Source organism: Candidatus Nanohalovita haloferacivicina, assembly GCF_029232205.1.
In the GTDB taxonomy this organism is placed as follows: domain Archaea; phylum Nanohalarchaeota; class Nanosalinia; order Nanosalinales; family Nanosalinaceae; genus Nanohalovita; species Nanohalovita haloferacivicina.
Genome location: NZ_CP107255.1, coordinates 478,308 through 499,289 on the forward strand (window position 1 = coordinate 478,308; position 20,982 = coordinate 499,289).

Below are 20,982 nucleotides of genomic sequence, written 5' to 3' on the forward strand. Positions count from 1 at the left end.
AGACCGATGTTCGACTTCCTAAGTCTCGCAGTCAGGAACATCAGACACAGAAAGAAACGTTCCTGGCTCACAATCATCGGCACCATGGTAGGCATCCTCGCCATAGTCTCCCTACTATCAATAGGACAAGGCCTGGAAAACAGTGTACAGGGCCAGATACAGGAACTCGGAGGAGACAAAGTCTTTGTAACACCGGGAGGCAACAGCCTATCATCCCGATTCACATCAAGCACATCAAGACTTACAGATGATTCTCTCAGAACTATAGAAAACACTAGAGGTGTAGCAGAGGCCGAAGGAATAGTCTCTTCGTCCCTCAGAGTTGAATATACTGGAGAATCAAGATTCACTTCTATAATAGGCCTTCCTACCGAGAGAAACGCTGAACTGGTAAAAGAAGCCGCGGGTGTAGAAGTAAGCCGGGGCCGCTACCTCAGAGATACGGACCGGTACAGCGTCCTGGTAAGCGAGTCAGCGGCTGAAAACCTGTTTGAAGATGAAATACGTCTAAGATCCAAGCTCTCAATAAACGGAACAGATTACAGAGTAGTAGGAATTGTAGAATCTTCAGGAACAGCAGGCGGGGGCGTAATAATGCAGATAGACGCCGCAAGAACACTGCTAGACAAAGAAGACGAATACGACCAGATAATTGCAAGAATAGATCCAGGATACGAGCCAACAGAAGTAGAGGAAAACATAAGAAGATCTCTCAGACAGGAAAGAGGCCTCAGAGAAGGAGAAGAAGACTTCACAACTCAGACAGCAGCCGACATCGCAAGCTCATTCCAGAGCCAGCTCAGCCTGATAAGAGGATTTCTGGTAGGCATAGGAGCAATATCACTTCTCGTAGGAGGAGTAGGAATCATGAACACGATGTACACCTCCGTCACAGAAAGAACACAGGAAATAGGAGTCATGAAAGCAGTAGGCGCCACAAACTGGCAAATACTAAGACTATTCCTCATAGAATCAGGAATAATAGGCCTTGTAGGAGGCCTCCTGGGAGTGCTCGCAGGACTCGGAATAAGCCTCGCAGCCAGCAGAATAATTTCCTCACAGGTAGGCCTTGAAATATCGCCGGGAGTAAGCCCTACTCTACTCATAGGCTCACTCGGATTCGCATTCGTAATAGGCATGGTCTCAGGCCTGCTGCCAGCAAGAAAAGCATCAAAAATGAAGCCTGTAGACGCCCTGAGGTACGACAAATGATAGAATACATCAAAATGAGCTTCAGAAATATCTTCCGCAGAAAGAGGAGAACAGCGCTCACAGTCATAGGAATATTCATAGGAATAGCCGCAGTCGTATCTCTAGTATCTCTAGGACAGGGCCTTCAAACATCGATACAGGCAGAATTTGAATCAATAGGAGGCAATAAACTATTCATCAATCCTGGAGGAGACCAGACACAGGGCCAGTTATCCAGTTCGGCCCGGCTAACACAGGAAGACCTCTCAGTAATCAGATCTGTACAGGGAGTAGACAGAGCTGACGGTGCAATATTCATGAGTACAGGAGTAACCTACAACGATGAACTACGCTACCTACCTGTCATCGGAATACCAACAGATCAGAACCAGGACCTGATACTGGAGAGCTGGGCCATGGAAGTAGGAGAAGGCCGACTCGTAAGAGAGAACGACAGATACAATATAATGGCTGGAAGCAGAATAGCGAGAAACGTATTTAGCGAAGAAGCCGGAATAAGATCGAAACTCGAGGTAAATAATGAAGACTTCAGGATAATCGGAATACTTGAACCAACAGGCGACCCATCTATCGACACGGCAGTAATCATGCCAATTTCAGCAGCCAGAGAAACAATGGATAGGCCTGATGGATATGACTGGATATTTGCATCGGTAGAGGAAGGATCAAATGTAACAGAGACAAAGGCCGACGTGGAAGAAGCACTGAGAAACAGAAGAGGCCTTAGAGAAGGAAGAGAGGATTTTACAGTATCAACATCGGAAGATCTTCTCGAATCCTTCAACAGCATACTTGGCGTGGTAACAGGAGTAGTAATCGGAATTGCATCAATATCTCTCTTCGTAGGAGCAGTCGGCATTATGAACACAATGTACACATCAGTCACTCAGAGAACAAGAGAGATAGGAGTTATGAAAGCAATAGGAGCACAGAAAGAACAGATAATGTTTATATTCCTGCTTGAATCAGCAGCAATAGGATTTCTCGGAGGCCTAATGGGCCTACTATTCGGAGCAGGACTTTCAATGGCCGGCGCATTTGCAATCACTCAGGCCGCATCTCTCCAGATATCAGCATACCTAGGCCCAGAACTACTGCTGGGATCGCTGCTCTTCTCAACCATACTAGGAATTCTGTCGGGAGTCCTGCCGGCAAGAAGAGCCGCAGGCCTAGAACCTGCAGAGGCACTAAGATATGAGTAAACAGGGACAGATTAGCTTGAATTTAAAAGTCTAATAATCTGAATTCAGATAGGTAGAACAATATGCATCTAGGAGTTATACCGGATGGAAACCGGAGATACGCAGAGAAAAACGGACTTGCCAAGGCAAAGGCCTACAGAAAGGCAAAGAACGTAATCAAAGAAGTAGGCCAGCAACTTGAAGACAGAGAAATAGAAGAAGTCACGTTCTACCTTCTTTCCGAGGAAAACCTTGCCAGGCCTGATGAAGAACTACAGGATCTCTACCAGCTACTTGAAGACAGTATAGCAGAGGTCGCAGAGGAATTTGGAGAAAGAGATTTTTCATTCAACTGGGCCTCCACCAATCCAGATGCGCTTCCAGAACACCTGCAGGAAAAACTTTCAGACCTGGAAGAAGAGTTCAACGACGGAGAGAAACAGATAAATGCACTAATCTCCTACGACGGAAAAGCCGATGTAATGCAGGCCTCCAGCAAGATATCAAAGGAATCAGGAGAATTCACCAGAGATGAGATGAGAGAACATCTTCAGATCAAATCTGACATTGATTTCGTTATCAGAACAGGAGACAATCCTGCGAGAGAATGTCTGTCAGGATTCCCGATCTGGAACGCCAGCTACGCAGAATTCTACCATATCAAGAAGAACTTCCCATCCGTCACACTTGAAGATGTGGAAGAAGCACTTGACCACTATCAGAAACTTAGAAGAAAGAAAGGCCGCTAAAATAACATTATGGTTGACAGATCATGCTGGAACTGCGGCACCACAATGACAAAATACGTAGCATGCGAACTTAAATGCATGAACTGTGGCCTAATAAGAGACTGCAGCGACCCTTAAAAAACAAATACTTCTCTATTTACTCCTCAATAACTCTCTGCTTTGCACATCTATTACAGAGACCTAACATAGTTTTTCTACTGCAACCTTCAGCACAGCACTCGTTAAACACCAGAAAAAGATTTACACAAGAATATTTAACCTAATCGAACACGAAAAACCGTTGTTATCCTTCGGGAGTTAATCAAAGGCCTCTTATCTGAATAATTAGAGACTTAAAAACTGAAGACAAGTTTATTCATAAAATGGCCATTTCAAAGATAGAAATCGCTTTCACCTCCGCAATAATTCTCGCGGCATCTCTTGCATTTCTGGGACTAACACAGAAACCCAAGTTCGGAGTAGCCGACAGAGGAGACTGGAAAACAGCAAACCAGCAAAACGTAACCGTACAGACAGAGGCCTGGATCCAGAACCCGAGCAGAGTAACAGTAAACTACTCCGACGTATCAATCTCATACAGAGCAATCCTCAACGGAGTAATACTTGTAGAAGGAAAAAGAAAAGGAATATCAATCAAAAAAGGAAACCAGACCAAAACAATAGAATCCAAACTAATACACAGCAGGATACCGGAATGGTGGGCCAGACACATAAGAAACGGAGAAAAATCCGACCTGCAAATCCCACTCAGCGTAAAAGCCAAGACAGGCCCAGCAACAATACCCTTCCACGCAATAGTCTACACAGACACTGTAGAAACTGACCTCATCAGCGTAATGGATCAAGCAGTCAAAAACACTCAAGGAAAATACAACATAGGTACAGAAATCGCAGGATACGAAACAGGCCCACAGATAGAAGTAGAAGATGGTGCCGCGGAATGGGGCCAGACCACGCCAGAAATGACAAACATGCTTATCGACCTCGAAATCAGAAATCCGAACAGCTATCCGATCCCGGTACCAGGCCTCGCAGGAGATGTACAGATGAACCAGGTCAAACTCTTGGAGTGGGAGAATAGCAGGACCGAAATGATATCGGGCCCGCAGGATAGAACGATAGCACCGGGAGAAACAGAGGAACTAACTTTCAGAGTAACAATGGATAACGACAAGATAGATGACTGGTTCTTATCACACGTCAAACAAAATGAATCTACACAGGCCCAACTAAACATGAGAATGGTGTTCGAAATACAGGATCAAAGAATCGAACTACCTCCGGAAGGAATAAACTGCGACTTCAGCTTCCAGACAGCAATCCTGGAGGACCAGAACTCCTCCTCAAACTTCCAGGGCTGCAGCAACCCTACACTAACACAGGAAGAAACACAGAATCAGACAGATGAAGAAGCAGAAGAAAACCAGAGCATAGTAAATGAGACAGTAGGAGGCGTACTAGGATGAACGCAAGAAAAAGAAAGGAACCAGACCAAATCTACAAAGAAGTCAAAGACTACGATCTAGTTCTAACAGTAGACGCACCGCTCGCAGACGCTCTCAACGCAAGACTGGACAAAGCAATAATAGGAGAATTCGCAGAAACACCAAGAAGATACGCATTCAACTCAGAAGCCGAAGAAATAGACTTCAAAAGAGAAATATTCCTGGAAATAATCGAAAAAACAGACCTATCATGGAAACAGGCCTCCTACATGCTGGAAACAGTACTTGACTCCTGGAAAAACACAGGAAACCTTTACAGCATACTGGAAGACGAACAGTTCGCAGGAGAGGCCGCCGAACAAATAGTCAAAATACTGGAAAGCACAAACAATCCTTTCCGAGCACTCGAAAACGCACAGATACCTGAAAACAAAGATGTAGTCGTAGTAGCTCCATACCAGTTCAACAAACTAGACAAGAAAATTCTACCCGAAGAATACGACACAGTAGAAATATTTACAGAAAGAGAGTACGAGCTACCGGAATTCAATATCTTCTCATCAGCCAGTGGAGTAATAGAGGCCCTGAAAAGAAACATCGATGAGAATAACGCTGACAACATAGCGCTAGTCGTCGACTCAAATACTAGATACCAGTCGCTGATCGAATCAGCATTCAAATCAAACGAAATACCGTACAACACAACAGTAAATCTTTCAGAGAAAGAAGACGTCAGAACTTTCGTATCACTGGCCCGCCTTGCACTGGCAAAAGACAGAATAAGACTCAGAGACGTAGAACCAGTTGCCCAACACCTAGGATTCCACTCCTCAAACAGAAAAGCCAACGTCAAATTCACAGAAGTAGACGACGAAAGACTCAGCGACTTCACAGACTTCCTCAACGTAATATCATACCTAAACTTCAAAGAATTCCTCGACGGATACGAAGAACTCCTAGGCTACAGGCCACCAATGATAGGAGAAGTACTCGCAGACCTAGGCCTATCAGACGAACCAGTAAACGAGGACACAATCTCACAACTAGAATACTACCTGGACTCATTCGACCCATCGCACGAAACACGAGAAAAAGGAGTACTACTCGCATCCCCAGAATCTACAGTATACATCGACAGGCCCGTAGTATTCTACATAGGAATGTCCTCAGAATGGACAAAAGAAGTAGACCAGAGACCATGGATAGAAAGAGAAGAAGTCGAAGATAGAAACCTCCAGAACTTCGAGGCCATGATCCAGAACGGAAAACAAAAGTTCTACATGGTCCAGGACCGAGAAATGAACGAAGAAATCTCCCCATGCTTCTACTTCACAGAACTTTACGGCCTAGAAAGCTTCCAGGACCACAAAAACTCACGATACTCGCTACCAATGCAGTCAGAAGTAGAAGGATTCGAAAGAAAACCTCTCGACATAAAGAATGAAAAAGTAGAAATGCTGAGCCAGACATCTCTCAACAGATTTGTGCAGAGCCCGAAGGCCTACTACTTCTCAAGACTGGTTAAAGACAGCGAAAAAGACGTAATGGTTAAAGGAAACCTATTCCACGAATTCGCAGAATTCTACGTAAACTTCCCGGAATTTGTAGAGGAAAAAGGCGACGAAAACTTTATAGAAATAATGAAGAAAGAAATCGAGCCCTACGTAGATGGAATGGACCTCGACTCTCTTGAAACAGAATTCAGAATAGGAATAAACAATATTAAGGCCTTTATAGACTCAAGAAGCAGTCCGGATGAGATAGAGCTAGATCCTGAGGAGGGTAGAGACGAAAACGTGTTTGCAGAGGCCTTCGGAAAAGAAATGGAAAAGCACTTCGCAGAACTCGAATTCAGCAATAAAGACCTGCACTCAAAAGGAAAGATCGACCTTGTGCTTGGCAACGAGCTTGTAGACTACAAAAGCAGTTCAAGAAGCCGCAGCAAGAAAAAAATTGTAAGAGATGCTAACGTAGAACTTTATGGAGACAACCCAGACTTCCAGCCTTTAATGTATCTCTGCGAGCTCAGGGACAAGAAACCAGGCAAGAAACTCAAGTTCACATACTTCTACTTCCTCAGCGACATGGCCTCCGACATAAACTCTGAAGGCAGCAATGAGGACAAGACAGTATCGGTAACATACTACCCAGAGACCTTCGACCAGAAAATACAGGAACTAGAAGTGTTTGAAAAAATGATAAGGGGAGTGGCTAAGTCCAACGACAGGAGAAAAACTCTGGAGAAATTAGGCCATCCAAACTTCCAGGAATTCTTTGAGAAAAACAAGATACCGCATCCATACAACAAGGCCAAACTTATAGAATCAGAATTTGGAAGAGAGTTTATTAGATACGCCAAAGAGCATGTTGGAGACTACAAGTATGTGGAAAACGGTGCTGAAAAGACACTGAGCAAATTAGTGGAATTTAGGCTGACAAACTTCTTCAAGGAAGATCTGGACAGGTTCGAGGACTTCCTGGAGGATGAAGTGGAAAAACTCAATGAATACAAAAAGACAGAATTCCCTGTAGGCGGGAACGACCTCAAGAGAAATCCTTACCGGGACATGATCATGGAGTAGAGAAAAAAAATGACTGATCCAAACAAGCAACAGAAAGAACTGATAGAAAACACTGATGGAATCTACCTGGTGGACGCAGGAGCAGGAACAGGAAAAACATTCACAATCACAAGAAGATACGCCAAAATACTCGAAAAAGGAGTAAGCCCAGACGACATACTACTGGCAACCTTCACAAACAACGCAGCCGACCAGATGAAGGAAAGAATAATAGAAAGAACAGACGTCAAGGCCTCAAAAATATACGACGCGCCAATCTCCACATTCCACAGCTTCGCTAAAAGAATAATCAGAAACCACGGATTCGACACACCAAGAATTCTGGGGATGGACGAAGACATCACACAAAGCCTCAACCTCATGGAGAGCGAAGTCAGGGAAAAACAGGAATTCAACAGCTTCATGAACCTCTTCATCGAACAAAACCCGGAGTACAGCGAATACTACCAGATACTGGGCGACTACTCCCAACTACTGGCCCTCCTCAAAAATCTGGCGGCCAAAGGAATAGTCCCGGAAAAAGAAGGATGGTTCGGAGACTCCGAAAAATACATCGACGGAGACTACAGCGAATTCAAGAAAATATTCAAGGAAATGAACAAGCCGAAAGAAACCTCCAACGGCAAAAAACAATCAGAACTACGAAGCCGACTATACAGCCTGAAATACAAAGACTTCGACGAAGACGCACCATCCGAAGAAGAAGTAAGAGGAGGATACGGCACAAAACAGGTAAGAAGAGACTTCTGCCAGAAGGCCTTCGATGAAGAAAGAGACCAGCTCAAAGAATTCGTGCACGAAGTATACTTCTTATACATCAAATACTGCCTGAGCAAAAACTACCTGAACTTCAACTTTCTCCTCGCATTCGCATACGTACTTCTAAACCAGGACGAAGGCCTCAGAGAAAAACTGTCTTTCAAATACCTGATGATAGACGAATTCCAGGACACAAATGAAATACAGTTCAAGCTTACGCTCCTGCTCGCTGAAGAACCAAACATCTGTGCAGTAGGGGACTGGAAACAGTCAATCTACAGCTTCCAGTACGCAAACGTGGAAAACATCCAGAGATTCGAAAGAAGACTGGAAAAATACCGGAAAGAACTCAACAACGACCAGGAAAGAGTAGAATTCCATATCGAAGATGTAGACGAAATCAGGCTGAAGAAAAACTACAGATCAACACAGGAAATACTAGACCTATCGGAAGAGGCCCTATGCCTTCCAGCAACACGCTACGAAAACCTACCAGAAGAAGAAATCAAATCCAAAATCACATCACTGGAATCACAGAAAGAAACAGAAAATGGAAAAGTAGAGAAACTGCTGACCGAAAACGAAGTAGAAAACGTACTGGCCAAAATACAGGAAGTAGAACAACAGGAGGACAGAGACTTCGGCGACATCGCAGTACTAACCAGAACAAGAAACTTCGGCCTCGAACTCCAGAAAAAGGCCCAGGAAAAAGGAGTACCGGTAGCCTACGAAGGAGGAGTCGAACTATTCAAAACAAATCCAGCAATCCTACTACTCGCATGGATGAGAATCGCAAACTCCAGCTCAGACAGAGGATGGGCAGTAATACTGGAAAATGCAGGATACACGCTCGATGAGGCCAAAGAAATAATCAACAACAACGAATACCCAGAAGATATGGGGGAATTCAAGGAAGAACTGGATTCAATCTCCGATATAGGCCAGTTCTCGGAAAAAGTATTCAGAAGATACGGAATAAGCAACGGATTCACTGAAAGAATAACAGAAGTGCTTTCAGATGTATTTCACAGCTCCTACATGAACCTGGGCCGACTAATCCAGTTCGTAGAGGATAATATAGAGGATGGAGAAATCTATGAAATCGACAACTCGATGCAGGAAAACGTCGTAAAAATACAGACAATACACGCAGCCAAAGGCCTCGAATACCCGGTAGTATTCATCTCCGACATCAACCAGAGCAGATTCCCATCAACCAACGGAAACTACATGCCAATAGAATACAGAGACATAATAGGCCTCAGAACCCGTAAAAAATACAGCGAAGAAAAAGGATTCTCATTCGACAACTGGAAATCAGAGATCCTCTTCCAGGCCCTATCCAAAGGATACGACGAAGAAAGAAGGCTGATGTACGTAGCTATCACGCGTGCAGAAGAAGAACTGTATATAACAGCAGAACAGGAAAGAAAGTCAACTTTCTTCGAGGAACTTCCTCTCAATGATGTATTCTACTCAGAGCAACCAGAGGAAAACGAGGAGGAAGAGGAGGAAACAGAGTTCTTCAATCCAGAGATAGAGGAGTACGAAAGCCCTGAGACCTTCAATGCCACAGATCAAACCAACCTTGAGAGAGGAGAAGGCCGTGAAAAAGGCCTGAGTCTTCACGAGTACGCACAGATGAAGGTAGAGCAGGAGGCAGATGGAGAGACAGACTACGAGAAAAATATAGAGAACTTTATCGATGGCCTTCACGGTGATAGAAAGGCTGAGGTTGAAGTAAAACTTCCTCTTGACGGCAGAGTAATCGAGGGCCGAGTAGATCTGATGATTGAAAAAGATGACAAGATAGAGGTCTATGATCTAAAGATGGGCGATAAAAACACTGAGGAATACAGGAAGCAGCTCAGTATTTATGCCTTTGCAATTGAGGAGGCCACAGGAAAACCGGTAGATGCATATATTTACTGTGTGTCCGAGGACGAAGTCAAGCCAATAAATGTTCTGGCAAGATCCGGAGTATTCGGATAGTTTTGCAAAAGGTTTATAAAACTAAGTGATCCTTCCATTAATTGTTGTCTATATTCTTAGATATATAGGCCATTGACCGAAAACCATATAACACTTGTAACACATAGGTGATAACATGACTGACGAAGTAGAATGTCCTTACTGTGGCCAGGTATTTACTGGCGATGAAGATCAGGACGCAAGAACCAAGGAAGGAGTCCACAGAGCGGAGGAGCACGTTAACGACAACAGTTCCGATACCAAGAAAAGTAAAGGAACAAACATTGTTAACAAGTGGAAATCCGACGCTAAAAGGGCGTAAAATATAACTTCCCTACCACATTTTATTTTTCCTTAATTTCTCTATAACAACCTTTTTCATGGTTAAAGGCCTCTAATAGTACATGACAAAGATACCAGACCTAGGTCTTGGAACATGGCAAAACACAAATTCTGAAGAATGCACAGATGCAGTAAAAACAGCCCTGAACATGGGATACAAACACATCGATACTGCACAGGCCTACGACAACGAAGAACACGTAGGAAAAGGCCTTGAAGAAGCAGACGTCGACAGAGATGACTACTTCCTCGCATCCAAGGTGTGGATCAGCAATCTCTCCAGAGAAGACGTAGTAACAACCACAGAGGAAAGTCTGGAAAAACTGGGTGTCGATAGCGTGGATCTAATGTATATTCACTGGCCTTCAGGACAGTACGACCCAGAAACTACTTTCGAAGGATTCCAGCAACTTGTTGAAGAAGACAAAATCAAGAACATAGGAATCAGCAACTTCACACCTGCACAGGTCGACGAAGCAATGGAAATAGCAGGAGAACACATCATAGCAAACCAGGTTGAAATGCATCCTCTGCTTCAGCAGGAAGAACTTCTTGAAAAATGCAGAGAACACGACATAACACTGGTAGCATACTCTCCGCTCGCCAGAGGAAAAGTATTCGACATCCCAGAACTGCAGGAAATCGCTGAAAAACACGACGCAAGCGAGGCCCAGGTCAGCCTGGCATGGCTCATGCAGAAAGACGGAGTAGTTGCAATACCGAAAGCAACTTCCGAACAACACATTCGTGACAACTTCGAGGCCCAAGAACTTGAACTTGAGGAAGAAGACATCGAGAAAATCGAGTCAATTGACAGAGAAGAAAGACTTGTAGACCCAGGATTCGCACCCTGGTAACTCCATTTTTTCCCCTTTTTCTACTTCAGGGCCTCGGCCCTGACAACTTCCATAAATGCGTCGCCTTCTACATCAGGATCATCGCTGTACTCAATAGTCAAAGAGTAGGTCTGGCCCTCTAAAGTGGCAAAAATCCTTTTTCTATGTATCTCGCCATCTCTCTCAATATCTATTTCCCGATCAGGCTGCTTATCATTCGTAACATCAATGAAAAACTTGGCCTCACTGGTACCCTGCTGGAAAAAAGTAACATTCTTTCCATCAACCTGGCCCGTAGCAATACCAATACTCGAGTTAACTCTGATGCTTAAATCCTCGGCGTAAGGCTGAGAATCAGAAGACCTCAATTCTGAAAGGCCGATAAAAGCTACAGAAAAGGCCGCTACAAATACTATTGCTGATGTAGCAATAACTTTCTGATCAGGAAGTTTCATAATCAGAAAACAAGATTCCAAGCTTAAAAAGAAGAAGGAAAAATGAAAGAAGAAACTTTACTGGCCTGCAAGAGCTGACTCAATTGCTCTTGAAACAGCTGTGTAACTCCAACCTGAGGCCTGCTCTCCATTCACAAAGATTGTAGGTGTACCTGAAACACCGTTCGCACGGCCGATACCAAGCTCCTCGTTAACTCTGTCGTTAGTCTCTTTGCTGGAGATACACTGCTCAAGCTGACCGTAGTCAAGACCCTCTGTGCTCTGACGAGCAATATCCATCAAAAAGTCCTCAGTAGCCCAGTCATCGCTCTCCTGGCCCTGATTATCGTAAACTGCGTGATGGAAGTTCCAGAACTGGTCTTCATCCTGCTGGTAAACACATTCTCCAGCTACAGCAGCTGTCTGGCTTGTATCACCAGGTAAATTCCCGCCGTCAAGGAAAGCATAGTTGATGAAGTAAAACTTCACTTCACCAGTGTCAATGTAGTTCTCCTTCACAGATGGGAAAACCTGCTGATCAAACTGCTCACAGACAGGACAACGATAATCTCCAAACTCTACAACCGTTACAGGAGCACTCTCATTACCCATCATCGGCTGATTCTCTAAATCAAAACCGGTCTGCTGAGTAGAAGGCTGCAAAGCAACCTGAACAAGAGGCCCAAGCACAAGCACAGCCAGACCAAGGCCTAAAACCCCGGTAATACCGTACTTGGCCCATTTCTTCCTCTTCGCAATTCTTCTCTGTTTATCTTTTTCAAGATCTTTCCTGATCTTCTTAAGCTCTTCTTTATCATGAGAGCTCAATTCATCCTCGTTCTCATCGATATAATCCTCGACTTCACCAGGAGAACTGAAAACATCCTCGTTAAAGTTTGCCATACAAAGAACATAGAACTATACAATAAGTAAAGATTTCGGTCAACCAGACACACGAAACAGTTTTTAACACCAAGCACTCGAATAAAACCATGAATCCAGAACTTCTAGTATCTATATTCTCGTACGGAGCGCTTTTCCTACAGGCAACAATAGCAGTAGGAGGCCTTCTATATCTGGCCCAAAAACTAACATCATTCGAATACACTGACCATGCGGTACTTGACAGACTACATGAAGAAACAAGCAACTATCATCTTCACCTTGCATTCGTACTGTCTCTGATAGCAACCGGCGGAAGCCTGTACCTTTCCAACGTACTTGGATGGGAGCCATGCCACCTGTGCTGGTTCCAGAGAATCTTCATGTATCCTCTAGTACTACTGACAGGAACAGGCCTACTCCTAGAGAAAGATGACGTAGCAGAATATGCGCTTCCTTTAGTCATGATCGGAGGATCAATCTCAATCTACCACTACGCAGTACAGATGCTCAGTAAGGTATCCTCCGGATGCTCAACACTATCAGCATCATGCTCCGACAAGTTCACCTACTACTTCGGATACATGACCATCCCAATGTTTGCTCTCACAGCATTCCTGGGTATAGGAATCCTACTCTGGAAATTCAACAACAAAAATTAAAACAAAAAACTGGGAGCAGGGCCTTCAAACCCTGTTCTCCTTACTTCTTAAATTCTCGAGAGTAGTGTCAGCAATCCTGTGCATGGCCTCCCTGCTGTTGAAAGCATTGTGCGGAGTAACAAGCACGTCATCTCTCTCCATCAACATATGATCCTCAAGAATTAACTCCAGATCACATTCATCCTTCAACTGGCCCATAACCTCGATATCTTCCTCAACATAACACTCCTCCTCAAGAACATCAAGGCCAGCGCCGGAAACACTGCCATCTTCCAAGGCCTGAATAAGAGCCTCAGTATCAATCAATGCGCCTCTCGCCGTGTTAACCAGCAAAGTATCTTCCATTAACTCAAACTCCTCGCTGGAAAGCATATGCCTGTTCTCATCGGTAAGAGGGCAGTGAAGAGAAACTACATCGGAATGATCAAGCAGATCCTCTAGAGAGACATACATGAATCCCAGTTCTTCCTCCAGGCTTTCATCTCCATAAGGATCGTAGGCCACCACATCCATGCCAAAACCTCTGGCAATCTTGATCACGTTCTGGCCTATTGCGCCGGTACCGATAACTCCAAGCTTCTTTCCATGAAGATCAAATCCTCTAAGGCCTTCATGATCAAAGCTGCCGTTATCAACTTTTCTAATCGCCTCATAAATCTTCCTGCTTAAGCTGAGGATAAGCCCGAAAGTATGCTCTGCCACAGTGCTACCTCCATATTGCGGCACGTTGCATACTGTAATGTTGTTTTCTTCCGCTGCTTCAAGATCTACGTGGTCGTATCCTGTGGATCTACAGGCCACAAGATCGATTTCAAGGCTGTCTAAAACCTTTTCATTGATATGAGAGTCAACAAACACTGTTACAGCGTCGAAGCCCTCGGCCTTCTCTACCGTCTCCTCTGTGAGTGAGTCGGAGAAGAACTCTATCTCTAGATTTGAGGTTTTTCCTTCCAGATACTCTTTTTCCCATTCTTCCGCGTCAAACCATGCTACTTTCATTTTTGATCAGTGTGCTGTCCATCCGCCATCTACAACCAGGTTTTCTCCTGTCACAAAGTTACTTTCCGAAGAGGCCAGGAAGGCCACAGCATTTGCAATATCCTCAGGCTCTCCGACTCTCGGAGAAACAGTATTGGACTCGATAAACTGCTTCTGCTCCTCATCCTCAAGCATTTCCTCAGTCATAGCAGTTCTGATAACTCCAGGAGATACAGAGTTCACATTGATACCCTCCGGCCCATAATCAAGAGCCATTTCACGGGTAAGCTCGACTACGCCGCCTTTAGAAGCACAGTAAGCTGCGTTCTGGCCATAACCAACGATACCTGCGATACTGGCAATGTTAACTACATCTCCCTCAATATCTTCCTTCAGCATGTGATCAATCACGTGCTTGCTGCACAGGAACTGGCCATCAAGATTGACCTCGATAGTCTTCCTCCAGTCCTCCATATCGGTCTCATCAGCGGATCCGGGAATATGGATTCCGGCATTATTCACAAGAACATCAATCTGGCCGTACTTCTCCGCCGCCTGAAAAACAGTATCCTGAACTGACTCCTCATCACTGACATCAGTCTCAATAAAAACGGCCTCACCACCTTCCTCATTAATCATTTCGTGTGTAGTCCTTCCATCCTGATTAGGTTCTCGCCGAACATCAGCAACAACCACGTTAGCGCCTTCATCACCAAGTTTTTGAGCAATAGCTCTTCCGATACCGGAAGAGGATCCTGTAACAATCGCAGTCCGACCTTCAAATCTATTCATAGTAATTTTATCACCTTCATAACTGCAACTGGAACAGGCCTGACTATAAAACCTGCTAGTAAATAACTCAAAATTCTTCCAGCTCTCTAACCTCAGGCCTCAAAGAGTCTCCATCAACCACATTATTCTCACGCAGAACATTCAAGTGATAGCTCAGCGTAGAACTATCGATATTAAGAGAATCAGCAATATCAGACTTCTTATCGGCCTCAACCAAACCCCTTACAATCTCTTTCTTCTTTTCATCTCTCAAAAGGCCTAGAATACATTTTTTAACGCATAAATTCTCGAGAGGACACTCTTTACATGCGGAAGGGCTGACATATTTTTTATCTTTCTTCACTACATCAGCTTTACGTAAATGATACTGTAATTGGCCGTTAGCCATTTCAAAACTTTCTTTCAGCTCTGTAAAGCTGATGCCTGGATTGTTCTCCACCTCTTTCTCTATCCTGGCTTTCACAGTAAACTATTGTGGCCCGGTATTTGAATATTTTACCAGTAGAAAGTTAAGCCCGGCCAGGACAAGAATTGTTCATGATCTGTATAGCTTCTCTAATAGTTTTCTCCATACTGGGGATTTTCTCCGCAAAATACAGAACCCTGGCCAAAGAGGCCTTCGACTGCATGATCGACAAGGCAGTAGTAGGTGAATGCGACTCTGACTTCGAAGATCGCGTAAAGGCCATGATTATAACACCGCTGCTAGGAAAATATCCGTGGGCAGCAAAATTTGTTGACAGATACCTAGACAAGATCGCAATAATATTCGTCATAGTCTTCATCATAACATTCCTGATCAGCCTCAGAGCCCTTGTAATGCTCTACATCTACGGATCATGCAAAGGCCCTGAAACAGGATGCGCAGCGTCAGGAATCCTGGAGGCAATCCTATGAGAGAAGAAGACTTTCCAGTACTCCAGAACAGAGAAGTTACATATCTAGACAGCGCATGCATGTCACTCAGGCCTGAAAGAGTGATACAGTCTGTGGAAAAATACTACAGAGATCTCTCATCATGCCCAGGAAGAAGCAGCCACAAACTCGGAAGAGAAACAGGCGACAGAATCAACAAAGCCCGGGCAACGGTATCAGACTTCATAGACGCAGGCCACAAAGACATAGCATTCACCTCAGGAACTACAGAGGCCCTGAATCTGGCAGCAAAGGCCTTTTCCAATATGAATGTTGTAGTTTCTGATAAAGAGCATAACTCCAACCTGGTGCCATGGCAGAAAAACAATATCGATGTACTGAAGACGGATGATGGGATAGATCTTCAGGCCCTATCCGAAAAAGTCGATGAAAATACCGTAGTTTCTCTTCACCATAAATCCAATATTGATGGATCTGAGCTACCTGTAGAGGAAATATCGGAAATAGTCCACGAAAAGAACGGTTATCTGGTTGTGGACGCGGCACAGAGCATTTCCCACAGGCCTGTATCAGTAAACGAAATCAATCCTGATGTGCTTGCATTTTCAGGTCATAAAATGTTCGGGCCTAGCGGTACCGGCGTGCTCTACGTCTCTGACAGGGCAAAAGAATTATTCAGGAATGTCAAGACAGGTGGCGGAGCGGTCAAAAACACGACCTTCCAGGAGGCCGAGTTCAAATCCTTTCCTAGCTGTGTAGAGGCCGGTCTTCCAAATGCTGCAGGGATCATAGGTCTCGGAACCGCAGTAGAATATATTGAAGAAGTGGGGATAGGAGAGATTGAAAGCCATGAGCAGAAGCTCTCTAGACTTATCAGACAGAAAACTCGAGAAATTGAAGGCCTGAAAATTGTAGGTGATCACGGAACCGGTGTGTTCTCCTTCTCTTTTGATAACGTCGGTGCACATCAGGTATCCGAAATGCTGGACAGAAAAGATATCGCGGTAAGATCGGGCCGCCACTGCGTCCACTCATGGTTTAACAGCAGAGATATTGAACCAAGCTTCAGAGCATCACTTCACATGTATAACACCGAGGAAGACATTGAGAGGCTTTTTGAGGTCCTTAAGCAGATCTCGGTTTTGAACTAGGGATTTGATTCAAAAGACTGCAGTGCCATTCAGTTTTCTATGCTTACAGTCGATCCTTCATCTGTGCTTGGCAGTGGGGAAATTGCCCTCAACATTGTTAGGTTTCTGATTACGTTCGCAGTTGGAGCAGTAATCACGAAAGTAGTAGTCATGCCTCTAGTAGGCAGAGCAGTATCCAGAAAAGCAGATACAAGAACACACCACAGCATAGTGAACTTTGCAGGCCTCTCAGGACTTTTCATATCCTTTACTATTGCGTTACAGGCAGGGGACTTTGGAAACCTTGCATCTATAATTGGAGCAATCGCAGCAGCCTTAACAGTTGCAGTAGGTTTCGGAATGAGGGATCAGGTCTCAAATATCATGGCCGGAGTATTCCTCTACTTTGACACACCTTTCGTAAAAGGAGACTTCATAGAGGTCAACGGCCAGTCAGGAGTAGTAAGAGAGACAAATCTCCGAGATACTGTTATCAAGGATGAAAGCAGCCAGAAAAAAGTCATTCCAAACGCAATGATCACAGGCAACCCAACAATCAACTACACAAGATCCGATAAAACCAGGAGAGCATTCAAAGTAGATCTTGACCCGGAGAAAATCGATGAAACAGAAGAAACACTGGCCGAAGCCGCAGCTGAAACATCAGAAATCCTGGAAAAACCAGAGCCAAATACAAAGATCGACGCAGAGGAGAAGAAAGCAGTACTCCACTACTGGATAAGAAACCCGCGGAAAGCAGAATCAATTGAATCAGATCTATCAAGACTTTACCTAAAGAAGGCCTCAGAAAAAGGGCTCTTGAAGAAAGAAGAAAAGGAATAGAGAAAGATTTAACACAATTACATCAGTAAAAATTCTCTATGAACACTAAAGGCCTGAAAAAAGGTGTTTTTCAGTGAGAAAACCAGAGAAAAAAGTATACGGAATATGGATTATACAGGCCTTTATACCAGTAATAATTCTTTCAGCACTGTTTTCATGGCCTATCCAGCAGTTTTCATCACTGAATGTTTTCACAGGGTTTGCATCGATTTTCGTTGTTCTCTCGGCTTTAGCAGTTCTCTACACGGTTTATCGTTACAGGGCCTGGAGTTTTGAGATGAAAGAGGATCATCTCTATCTGGAGCACGGTGTATTCAGAAAAGTTTACTCAATGGTTCCTTACGTGAGAATACAGCATGTTGACACTCAGAGAGATGTGCTTGACAGGTTTTTCGGCCTCTCCAGAGTAGTGGTCTACACTGCAGGATCTAGAGGCGCGGATGTAACAGTACCGGGCCTTCTGCCTGCTGACGCCGATGATATTCAGAGAAAGCTCAGAGATGTTGCTATTGAATCAGAGGACAGAGATGCAGTATGAAACTTGCTAAAGAATCAATACTGTACAAGGCAGTTCAGAACGTACTGGCCTTACTGGCGATCTTCCTTTTCTCAGGATCAACATCTCTGCAGGCCTTTAATCTTGCTGCTGCACTCGTAATAGGAGCACTGTTTATTGTTACAATTTCTTCATCGCTTCTCTGGCAGTACCTTGTCTGGAAAAACTATTCCTATAGAATAGAGGCTGAAGGAGTCCAGATAAAGCATGGAGTAGTCAGGAAGAATCAGAGGGAAATCCCTCTACGCAGAATACAGAACGTTGACATCAAGAGAAATATCGTGCACAGAATGCTGGGTATTGCACAGGTAAACCTGGAAACAGCTGGTGGAGGAACCACAGAGGCCTCATTCAAGTTTGTAGATCTGGATGAAGCCCGTAATATCCAGCAGAAAGTAAGAAGGTTGAAGAAAGGAGAATCTGAAGAGGAAGCTGATGAAGAAGACAGAGAACTACTTTTCGAACTCAATCAGAAAGAACTGGGGGTTCTCTCAGCGACATCTATTCAGGGAAGAGCAATTGCAGGCCTTTTCGGAGTAATAGGAATTATGGGAGGGTTTCTAGGCTCTCAGATAGAAGGTTTTGGTCTTCAGACTGCAGTTGCATCCTTCTTTGTCTTATCGGCAGGTCTTCTGGTTGTCTGGGTTTCCAGCGCAGTGACACAGTTCTTCAGATTCTTTGATTTCAAGCTGTATCGAGCTGATGACTCTCTGGAGTATGAGAGAGGCCTTATTAACAGATCGGAGGGAAGTATTCCTCTTGAGAAGGTGCAGAAGCTTACTATTGAGGAGAATCCTCTCAAGAGATGGCTTGGCTATTCTACTCTGAAGATTGAAACTGCTGGTTACTCCGCAGAGCAGTCAATGGAGCAAGGCCCTGAATCTGCTATCCCTATCGCTGAAAAGAGCAGGGTAATTGATTTTGCTCACAGCATTCAGGATTTCAACGATCTATCTCTGGGAAGTATTCCTGGAAGGGCCAGAAGAAGATACATCGGCCGCTACACGATTCTTTCCACGGTTCTTCTTGGAGCAGGAGTCGTTGTTGATGCTTTCTACGGCTTCAACTACCTGGTCCTGCTGGCTCTGTATCCTATCTCGCTCGTGGCAGCTCACTTCAAATGGATTAACAAAGGGTATGGGTCCGGAGAATCTCATTTCTTCACCATGAACGGATTCTGGAATAGAGAGACAATGATCGTGCCGTACTACAGAATTCAGAACCTGATCGAGAGCCAGACACTTCTACAGAGAAGATGGAATCTCTCATCACTTACACTGGACATTGCCGGTACCTCACCGTTCCAGAAAGATGCAGTAGCAGAAGATCTCGATACAGTAGAGGCCCGGAAGCTGAGGGAGGAAACATTCGATAACTTCAAGAAATCTCTTCAGTAAATCTAGGCCGCATATTCTTCTATTTCTTTATTTTCTATCAGAACTTTCTCAACCATCTCCAGTCTCTCAAGGTCAACAGATCCCGGCATGTAACGACTTGCTGAAGAGGAAGAAGTACGGCTCTTAACAACTTCCAGATCTTCCAGAACACTGAGACATGTGCCGGCAACCGTCACACTAAGCGGGAACTTCTTGGACACCTTCGACGAGTTAAACGACGTGGCCCTCTTGACCGAAAAATATCTGAGGAAGGCCTTGCATAGATAGAAATTCCGGGTAAACATCTTGAATCCGCGGTCATTGAAGTCCTTGGCCTTTGCTACATCATCAACCAGTCGCTGATCTATCTCCTGCATAACAAGAAAGTTTGAACTGCATAAATTAAAGAAATAAGGTGGGCTAGTAGAGGGCCTTCATCGCGAAAGACATTTTCTCTCTAGGTGGCTTGGCACCACAGTTCAGACAGTTATGTTCTTCTGAAGGCTTCATGTATCCGCACTCATCGCAGGATTTTCGCAAGGAAACCACCTCTTTCATCGTTATCAAGGAGTTTAAGCGATACATAATCGGGTTCAGGTTCGCGGCCAGCAGCTCTTATCATTCTCTCCAACCTCTAACCAGTAATTCCTCTTCAGGCCCTAATAAGGCGACTCGCAGCTGTCCGATATGTCCGATAAACAGATTAAATAATCTCAAACAGGCCCTGGGAAATATTTACAGCGGTTGAAGGCTGATGTCCGAAAGACCATTTAAGCTTGAATCTCGTATCGCCTAATATGACAGACAAACTCAATATTCTAGTTGTTGAGGGAACGGCCCGTGAAGGCCGAAAATCTATCAGACCAGCAAGATACGTGACCCGCAAGTTATCGGAAAGAGGCCACGAAGCAGAGCTCTTCGACCTCGGAGAAAGAGACGTTCCAATGCTTAAGCATACGCGTTACAGCGACAACGACAAGCACCCGGAAGATATCGAGGTTTTCGGACAGAAAGTTGAAGAGGCCGACGGCCTCGTAATTGTCTCACCGGAATACAACCACTCCATGCCTGGCTCCCTGAAGAATCTTCTTGACCATCTTTTCCCTGAGTACGATGGAAAGGCCTTCTCATTTGTAACAGTTTCTGGTGGAGGATTTGGCGGTGTAAGAGCTCTCAGCCATCTTCACGATGTTGCGCTTGAGTTCGGTGCTTATGTAGGCCCTGACATTCCTGTATCAAATGTAGGAAGCACCTTCAACGAGGATTCAGAGCTTAAAGATGAGAACTATGAGGATAGGTTTGAATCATTCCTTGACGATGTAGAGGAGCACACCAGAAAGTTCTCCTAAAAAAATTCTTTTTTCTTCTCAAAAATT

At 44.5% G+C, this 20,982-nt stretch carries 22 protein-coding genes; 15 read left to right on the plus strand and 7 right to left on the minus strand.

Annotated features, from left to right (window positions below):
- Positions 1–6: 6 nt before the first annotated feature.
- From HBNXNv_RS02650 to HBNXNv_RS02685, 8 genes are all read left to right on the plus strand, one after another.
- The gene (locus HBNXNv_RS02650; protein ID WP_347721292.1) at positions 7–1,212 is read left to right on the plus strand and encodes an ABC transporter permease; all 1,206 of its coding nucleotides are present in this window, start codon (positions 7–9) and stop codon (positions 1,210–1,212) included.
- Positions 1,209–2,414 carry an ABC transporter permease gene (locus HBNXNv_RS02655; protein WP_347721293.1) on the plus strand — a complete coding sequence of 402 codons (1,206 nt, stop codon included), beginning with the start codon at positions 1,209–1,211 and terminating at the stop codon, positions 2,412–2,414. The genes HBNXNv_RS02650 and HBNXNv_RS02655 overlap by 4 nt, the downstream gene beginning before the upstream one ends.
- Before the next feature lie 62 nt (positions 2,415–2,476).
- Positions 2,477–3,142, plus strand: a complete 666-nt coding sequence (locus tag HBNXNv_RS02660) for an undecaprenyl diphosphate synthase family protein (RefSeq protein WP_347721294.1) — start codon at positions 2,477–2,479, stop codon at positions 3,140–3,142.
- A 362-nt stretch (positions 3,143–3,504) separates the two neighbouring features.
- Positions 3,505–4,608, plus strand: coding sequence for an LEA/WHy family protein (locus HBNXNv_RS02665; protein WP_347721295.1), 1,104 nt, complete (start codon positions 3,505–3,507; stop codon positions 4,606–4,608).
- Entirely contained in the window at positions 4,605–7,169 is a 2,565-nt protein-coding gene (locus HBNXNv_RS02670) for a PD-(D/E)XK nuclease family protein (protein WP_347721296.1), read from the plus strand. The genes HBNXNv_RS02665 and HBNXNv_RS02670 overlap by 4 nt, the downstream gene beginning before the upstream one ends.
- Positions 7,170–7,178: 9 nt before the next feature.
- Positions 7,179–9,920 carry a UvrD-helicase domain-containing protein gene (locus tag HBNXNv_RS02675; protein WP_347721297.1) on the plus strand — a complete coding sequence of 914 codons (2,742 nt, stop codon included), beginning with the start codon at positions 7,179–7,181 and terminating at the stop codon, positions 9,918–9,920.
- Between the two features lie 115 nt (positions 9,921–10,035).
- Entirely contained in the window at positions 10,036–10,221 is a 186-nt protein-coding gene (locus HBNXNv_RS02680) for a hypothetical protein (protein WP_347721298.1), read from the plus strand.
- Positions 10,222–10,303: 82 nt separating this feature from the next.
- Positions 10,304–11,098, plus strand: coding sequence for an aldo/keto reductase (locus HBNXNv_RS02685; RefSeq protein WP_347721299.1), 795 nt, complete (start codon positions 10,304–10,306; stop codon positions 11,096–11,098).
- A 20-nt stretch (positions 11,099–11,118) separates the two neighbouring features.
- Here HBNXNv_RS02685 and HBNXNv_RS02690 read toward each other — a convergent pair whose 3' ends face one another.
- Together HBNXNv_RS02690 and HBNXNv_RS02695 are read right to left on the minus strand one after the other, a co-directional pair.
- Complete coding sequence (locus HBNXNv_RS02690) at positions 11,119–11,532, minus strand: hypothetical protein (RefSeq protein WP_347721300.1); 414 nt, start codon at positions 11,530–11,532, stop codon at positions 11,119–11,121.
- 57 nt (positions 11,533–11,589) lie between these two features.
- Positions 11,590–12,414, minus strand: a complete 825-nt coding sequence (locus HBNXNv_RS02695; RefSeq protein ID WP_347721301.1) for a DsbA family protein — start codon at positions 12,412–12,414, stop codon at positions 11,590–11,592.
- A gap of 89 nt (positions 12,415–12,503) precedes the next feature.
- On the opposite strand from HBNXNv_RS02695, the gene HBNXNv_RS02700 reads away from it, so the two are divergent.
- Positions 12,504–13,055: a disulfide oxidoreductase gene (locus HBNXNv_RS02700; protein ID WP_347721302.1), complete on the plus strand. Its 552-nt coding sequence runs from the start codon at positions 12,504–12,506 to the stop codon at positions 13,053–13,055.
- A gap of 24 nt (positions 13,056–13,079) precedes the next feature.
- On the opposite strand, the gene HBNXNv_RS02705 is transcribed toward HBNXNv_RS02700, so the two are convergent.
- The 3 genes from HBNXNv_RS02705 to HBNXNv_RS02715 all read right to left on the minus strand — a co-directional run bounded on the left by HBNXNv_RS02705 (position 13,080) and on the right by HBNXNv_RS02715 (position 15,288).
- Positions 13,080–14,054: an NAD(P)-dependent oxidoreductase gene (locus tag HBNXNv_RS02705; RefSeq protein WP_347721303.1), complete on the minus strand. Its 975-nt coding sequence runs from the start codon at positions 14,052–14,054 to the stop codon at positions 13,080–13,082.
- 6 nt (positions 14,055–14,060) lie between these two features.
- A complete protein-coding gene (locus tag HBNXNv_RS02710) occupies positions 14,061–14,825 on the minus strand; it encodes an SDR family NAD(P)-dependent oxidoreductase (RefSeq protein ID WP_347721304.1) in 765 nt (254 codons plus the stop codon).
- Between the two features lie 67 nt (positions 14,826–14,892).
- Entirely contained in the window at positions 14,893–15,288 is a 396-nt protein-coding gene (locus HBNXNv_RS02715; protein WP_347721305.1) for an ArsR family transcriptional regulator, read from the minus strand.
- A gap of 74 nt (positions 15,289–15,362) precedes the next feature.
- Here HBNXNv_RS02715 and HBNXNv_RS02720 point away from each other — a divergent pair, with 74 nt between their 5' ends.
- From HBNXNv_RS02720 to HBNXNv_RS02740, 5 genes are all read left to right on the plus strand, one after another.
- On the plus strand, positions 15,363–15,722 hold the full coding sequence (locus HBNXNv_RS02720) for a hypothetical protein (RefSeq protein ID WP_347721306.1): 360 nt from the start codon (positions 15,363–15,365) through the stop codon (positions 15,720–15,722).
- Entirely contained in the window at positions 15,686–16,852 is a 1,167-nt protein-coding gene (locus HBNXNv_RS02725; RefSeq protein WP_347721307.1) for an aminotransferase class V-fold PLP-dependent enzyme, read from the plus strand. The genes HBNXNv_RS02720 and HBNXNv_RS02725 overlap by 37 nt, the downstream gene beginning before the upstream one ends.
- A 39-nt stretch (positions 16,853–16,891) precedes the next feature.
- Positions 16,892–17,674: a mechanosensitive ion channel family protein gene (locus HBNXNv_RS02730; RefSeq protein WP_347721308.1), complete on the plus strand. Its 783-nt coding sequence runs from the start codon at positions 16,892–16,894 to the stop codon at positions 17,672–17,674.
- A 73-nt stretch (positions 17,675–17,747) separates the two neighbouring features.
- Positions 17,748–18,212 (plus strand): PH domain-containing protein, encoded by a 465-nt coding sequence (locus HBNXNv_RS02735; RefSeq protein ID WP_347721309.1) that lies wholly within the window; start codon positions 17,748–17,750, stop codon positions 18,210–18,212.
- Positions 18,209–19,627: a PH domain-containing protein gene (locus tag HBNXNv_RS02740; protein ID WP_347721310.1), complete on the plus strand. Its 1,419-nt coding sequence runs from the start codon at positions 18,209–18,211 to the stop codon at positions 19,625–19,627. Before HBNXNv_RS02735 ends, HBNXNv_RS02740 begins: the two co-directional genes overlap by 4 nt.
- A gap of 2 nt (positions 19,628–19,629) precedes the next feature.
- Here HBNXNv_RS02740 and HBNXNv_RS02745 read toward each other — a convergent pair whose 3' ends face one another.
- Both HBNXNv_RS02745 and HBNXNv_RS02750 read right to left on the minus strand, forming a co-directional pair.
- Positions 19,630–19,983 (minus strand): hypothetical protein, encoded by a 354-nt coding sequence (locus tag HBNXNv_RS02745; RefSeq protein WP_347721311.1) that lies wholly within the window; start codon positions 19,981–19,983, stop codon positions 19,630–19,632.
- Positions 19,984–20,026: 43 nt separating this feature from the next.
- Positions 20,027–20,164, minus strand: a complete 138-nt coding sequence (locus HBNXNv_RS02750) for a hypothetical protein (RefSeq protein WP_347721312.1) — start codon at positions 20,162–20,164, stop codon at positions 20,027–20,029.
- A 239-nt stretch (positions 20,165–20,403) separates the two neighbouring features.
- On the opposite strand from HBNXNv_RS02750, the gene HBNXNv_RS02755 reads away from it, so the two are divergent.
- Entirely contained in the window at positions 20,404–20,955 is a 552-nt protein-coding gene (locus HBNXNv_RS02755; protein ID WP_347721313.1) for an NADPH-dependent FMN reductase, read from the plus strand.
- Positions 20,956–20,982: the final 27 nt, after the last annotated feature.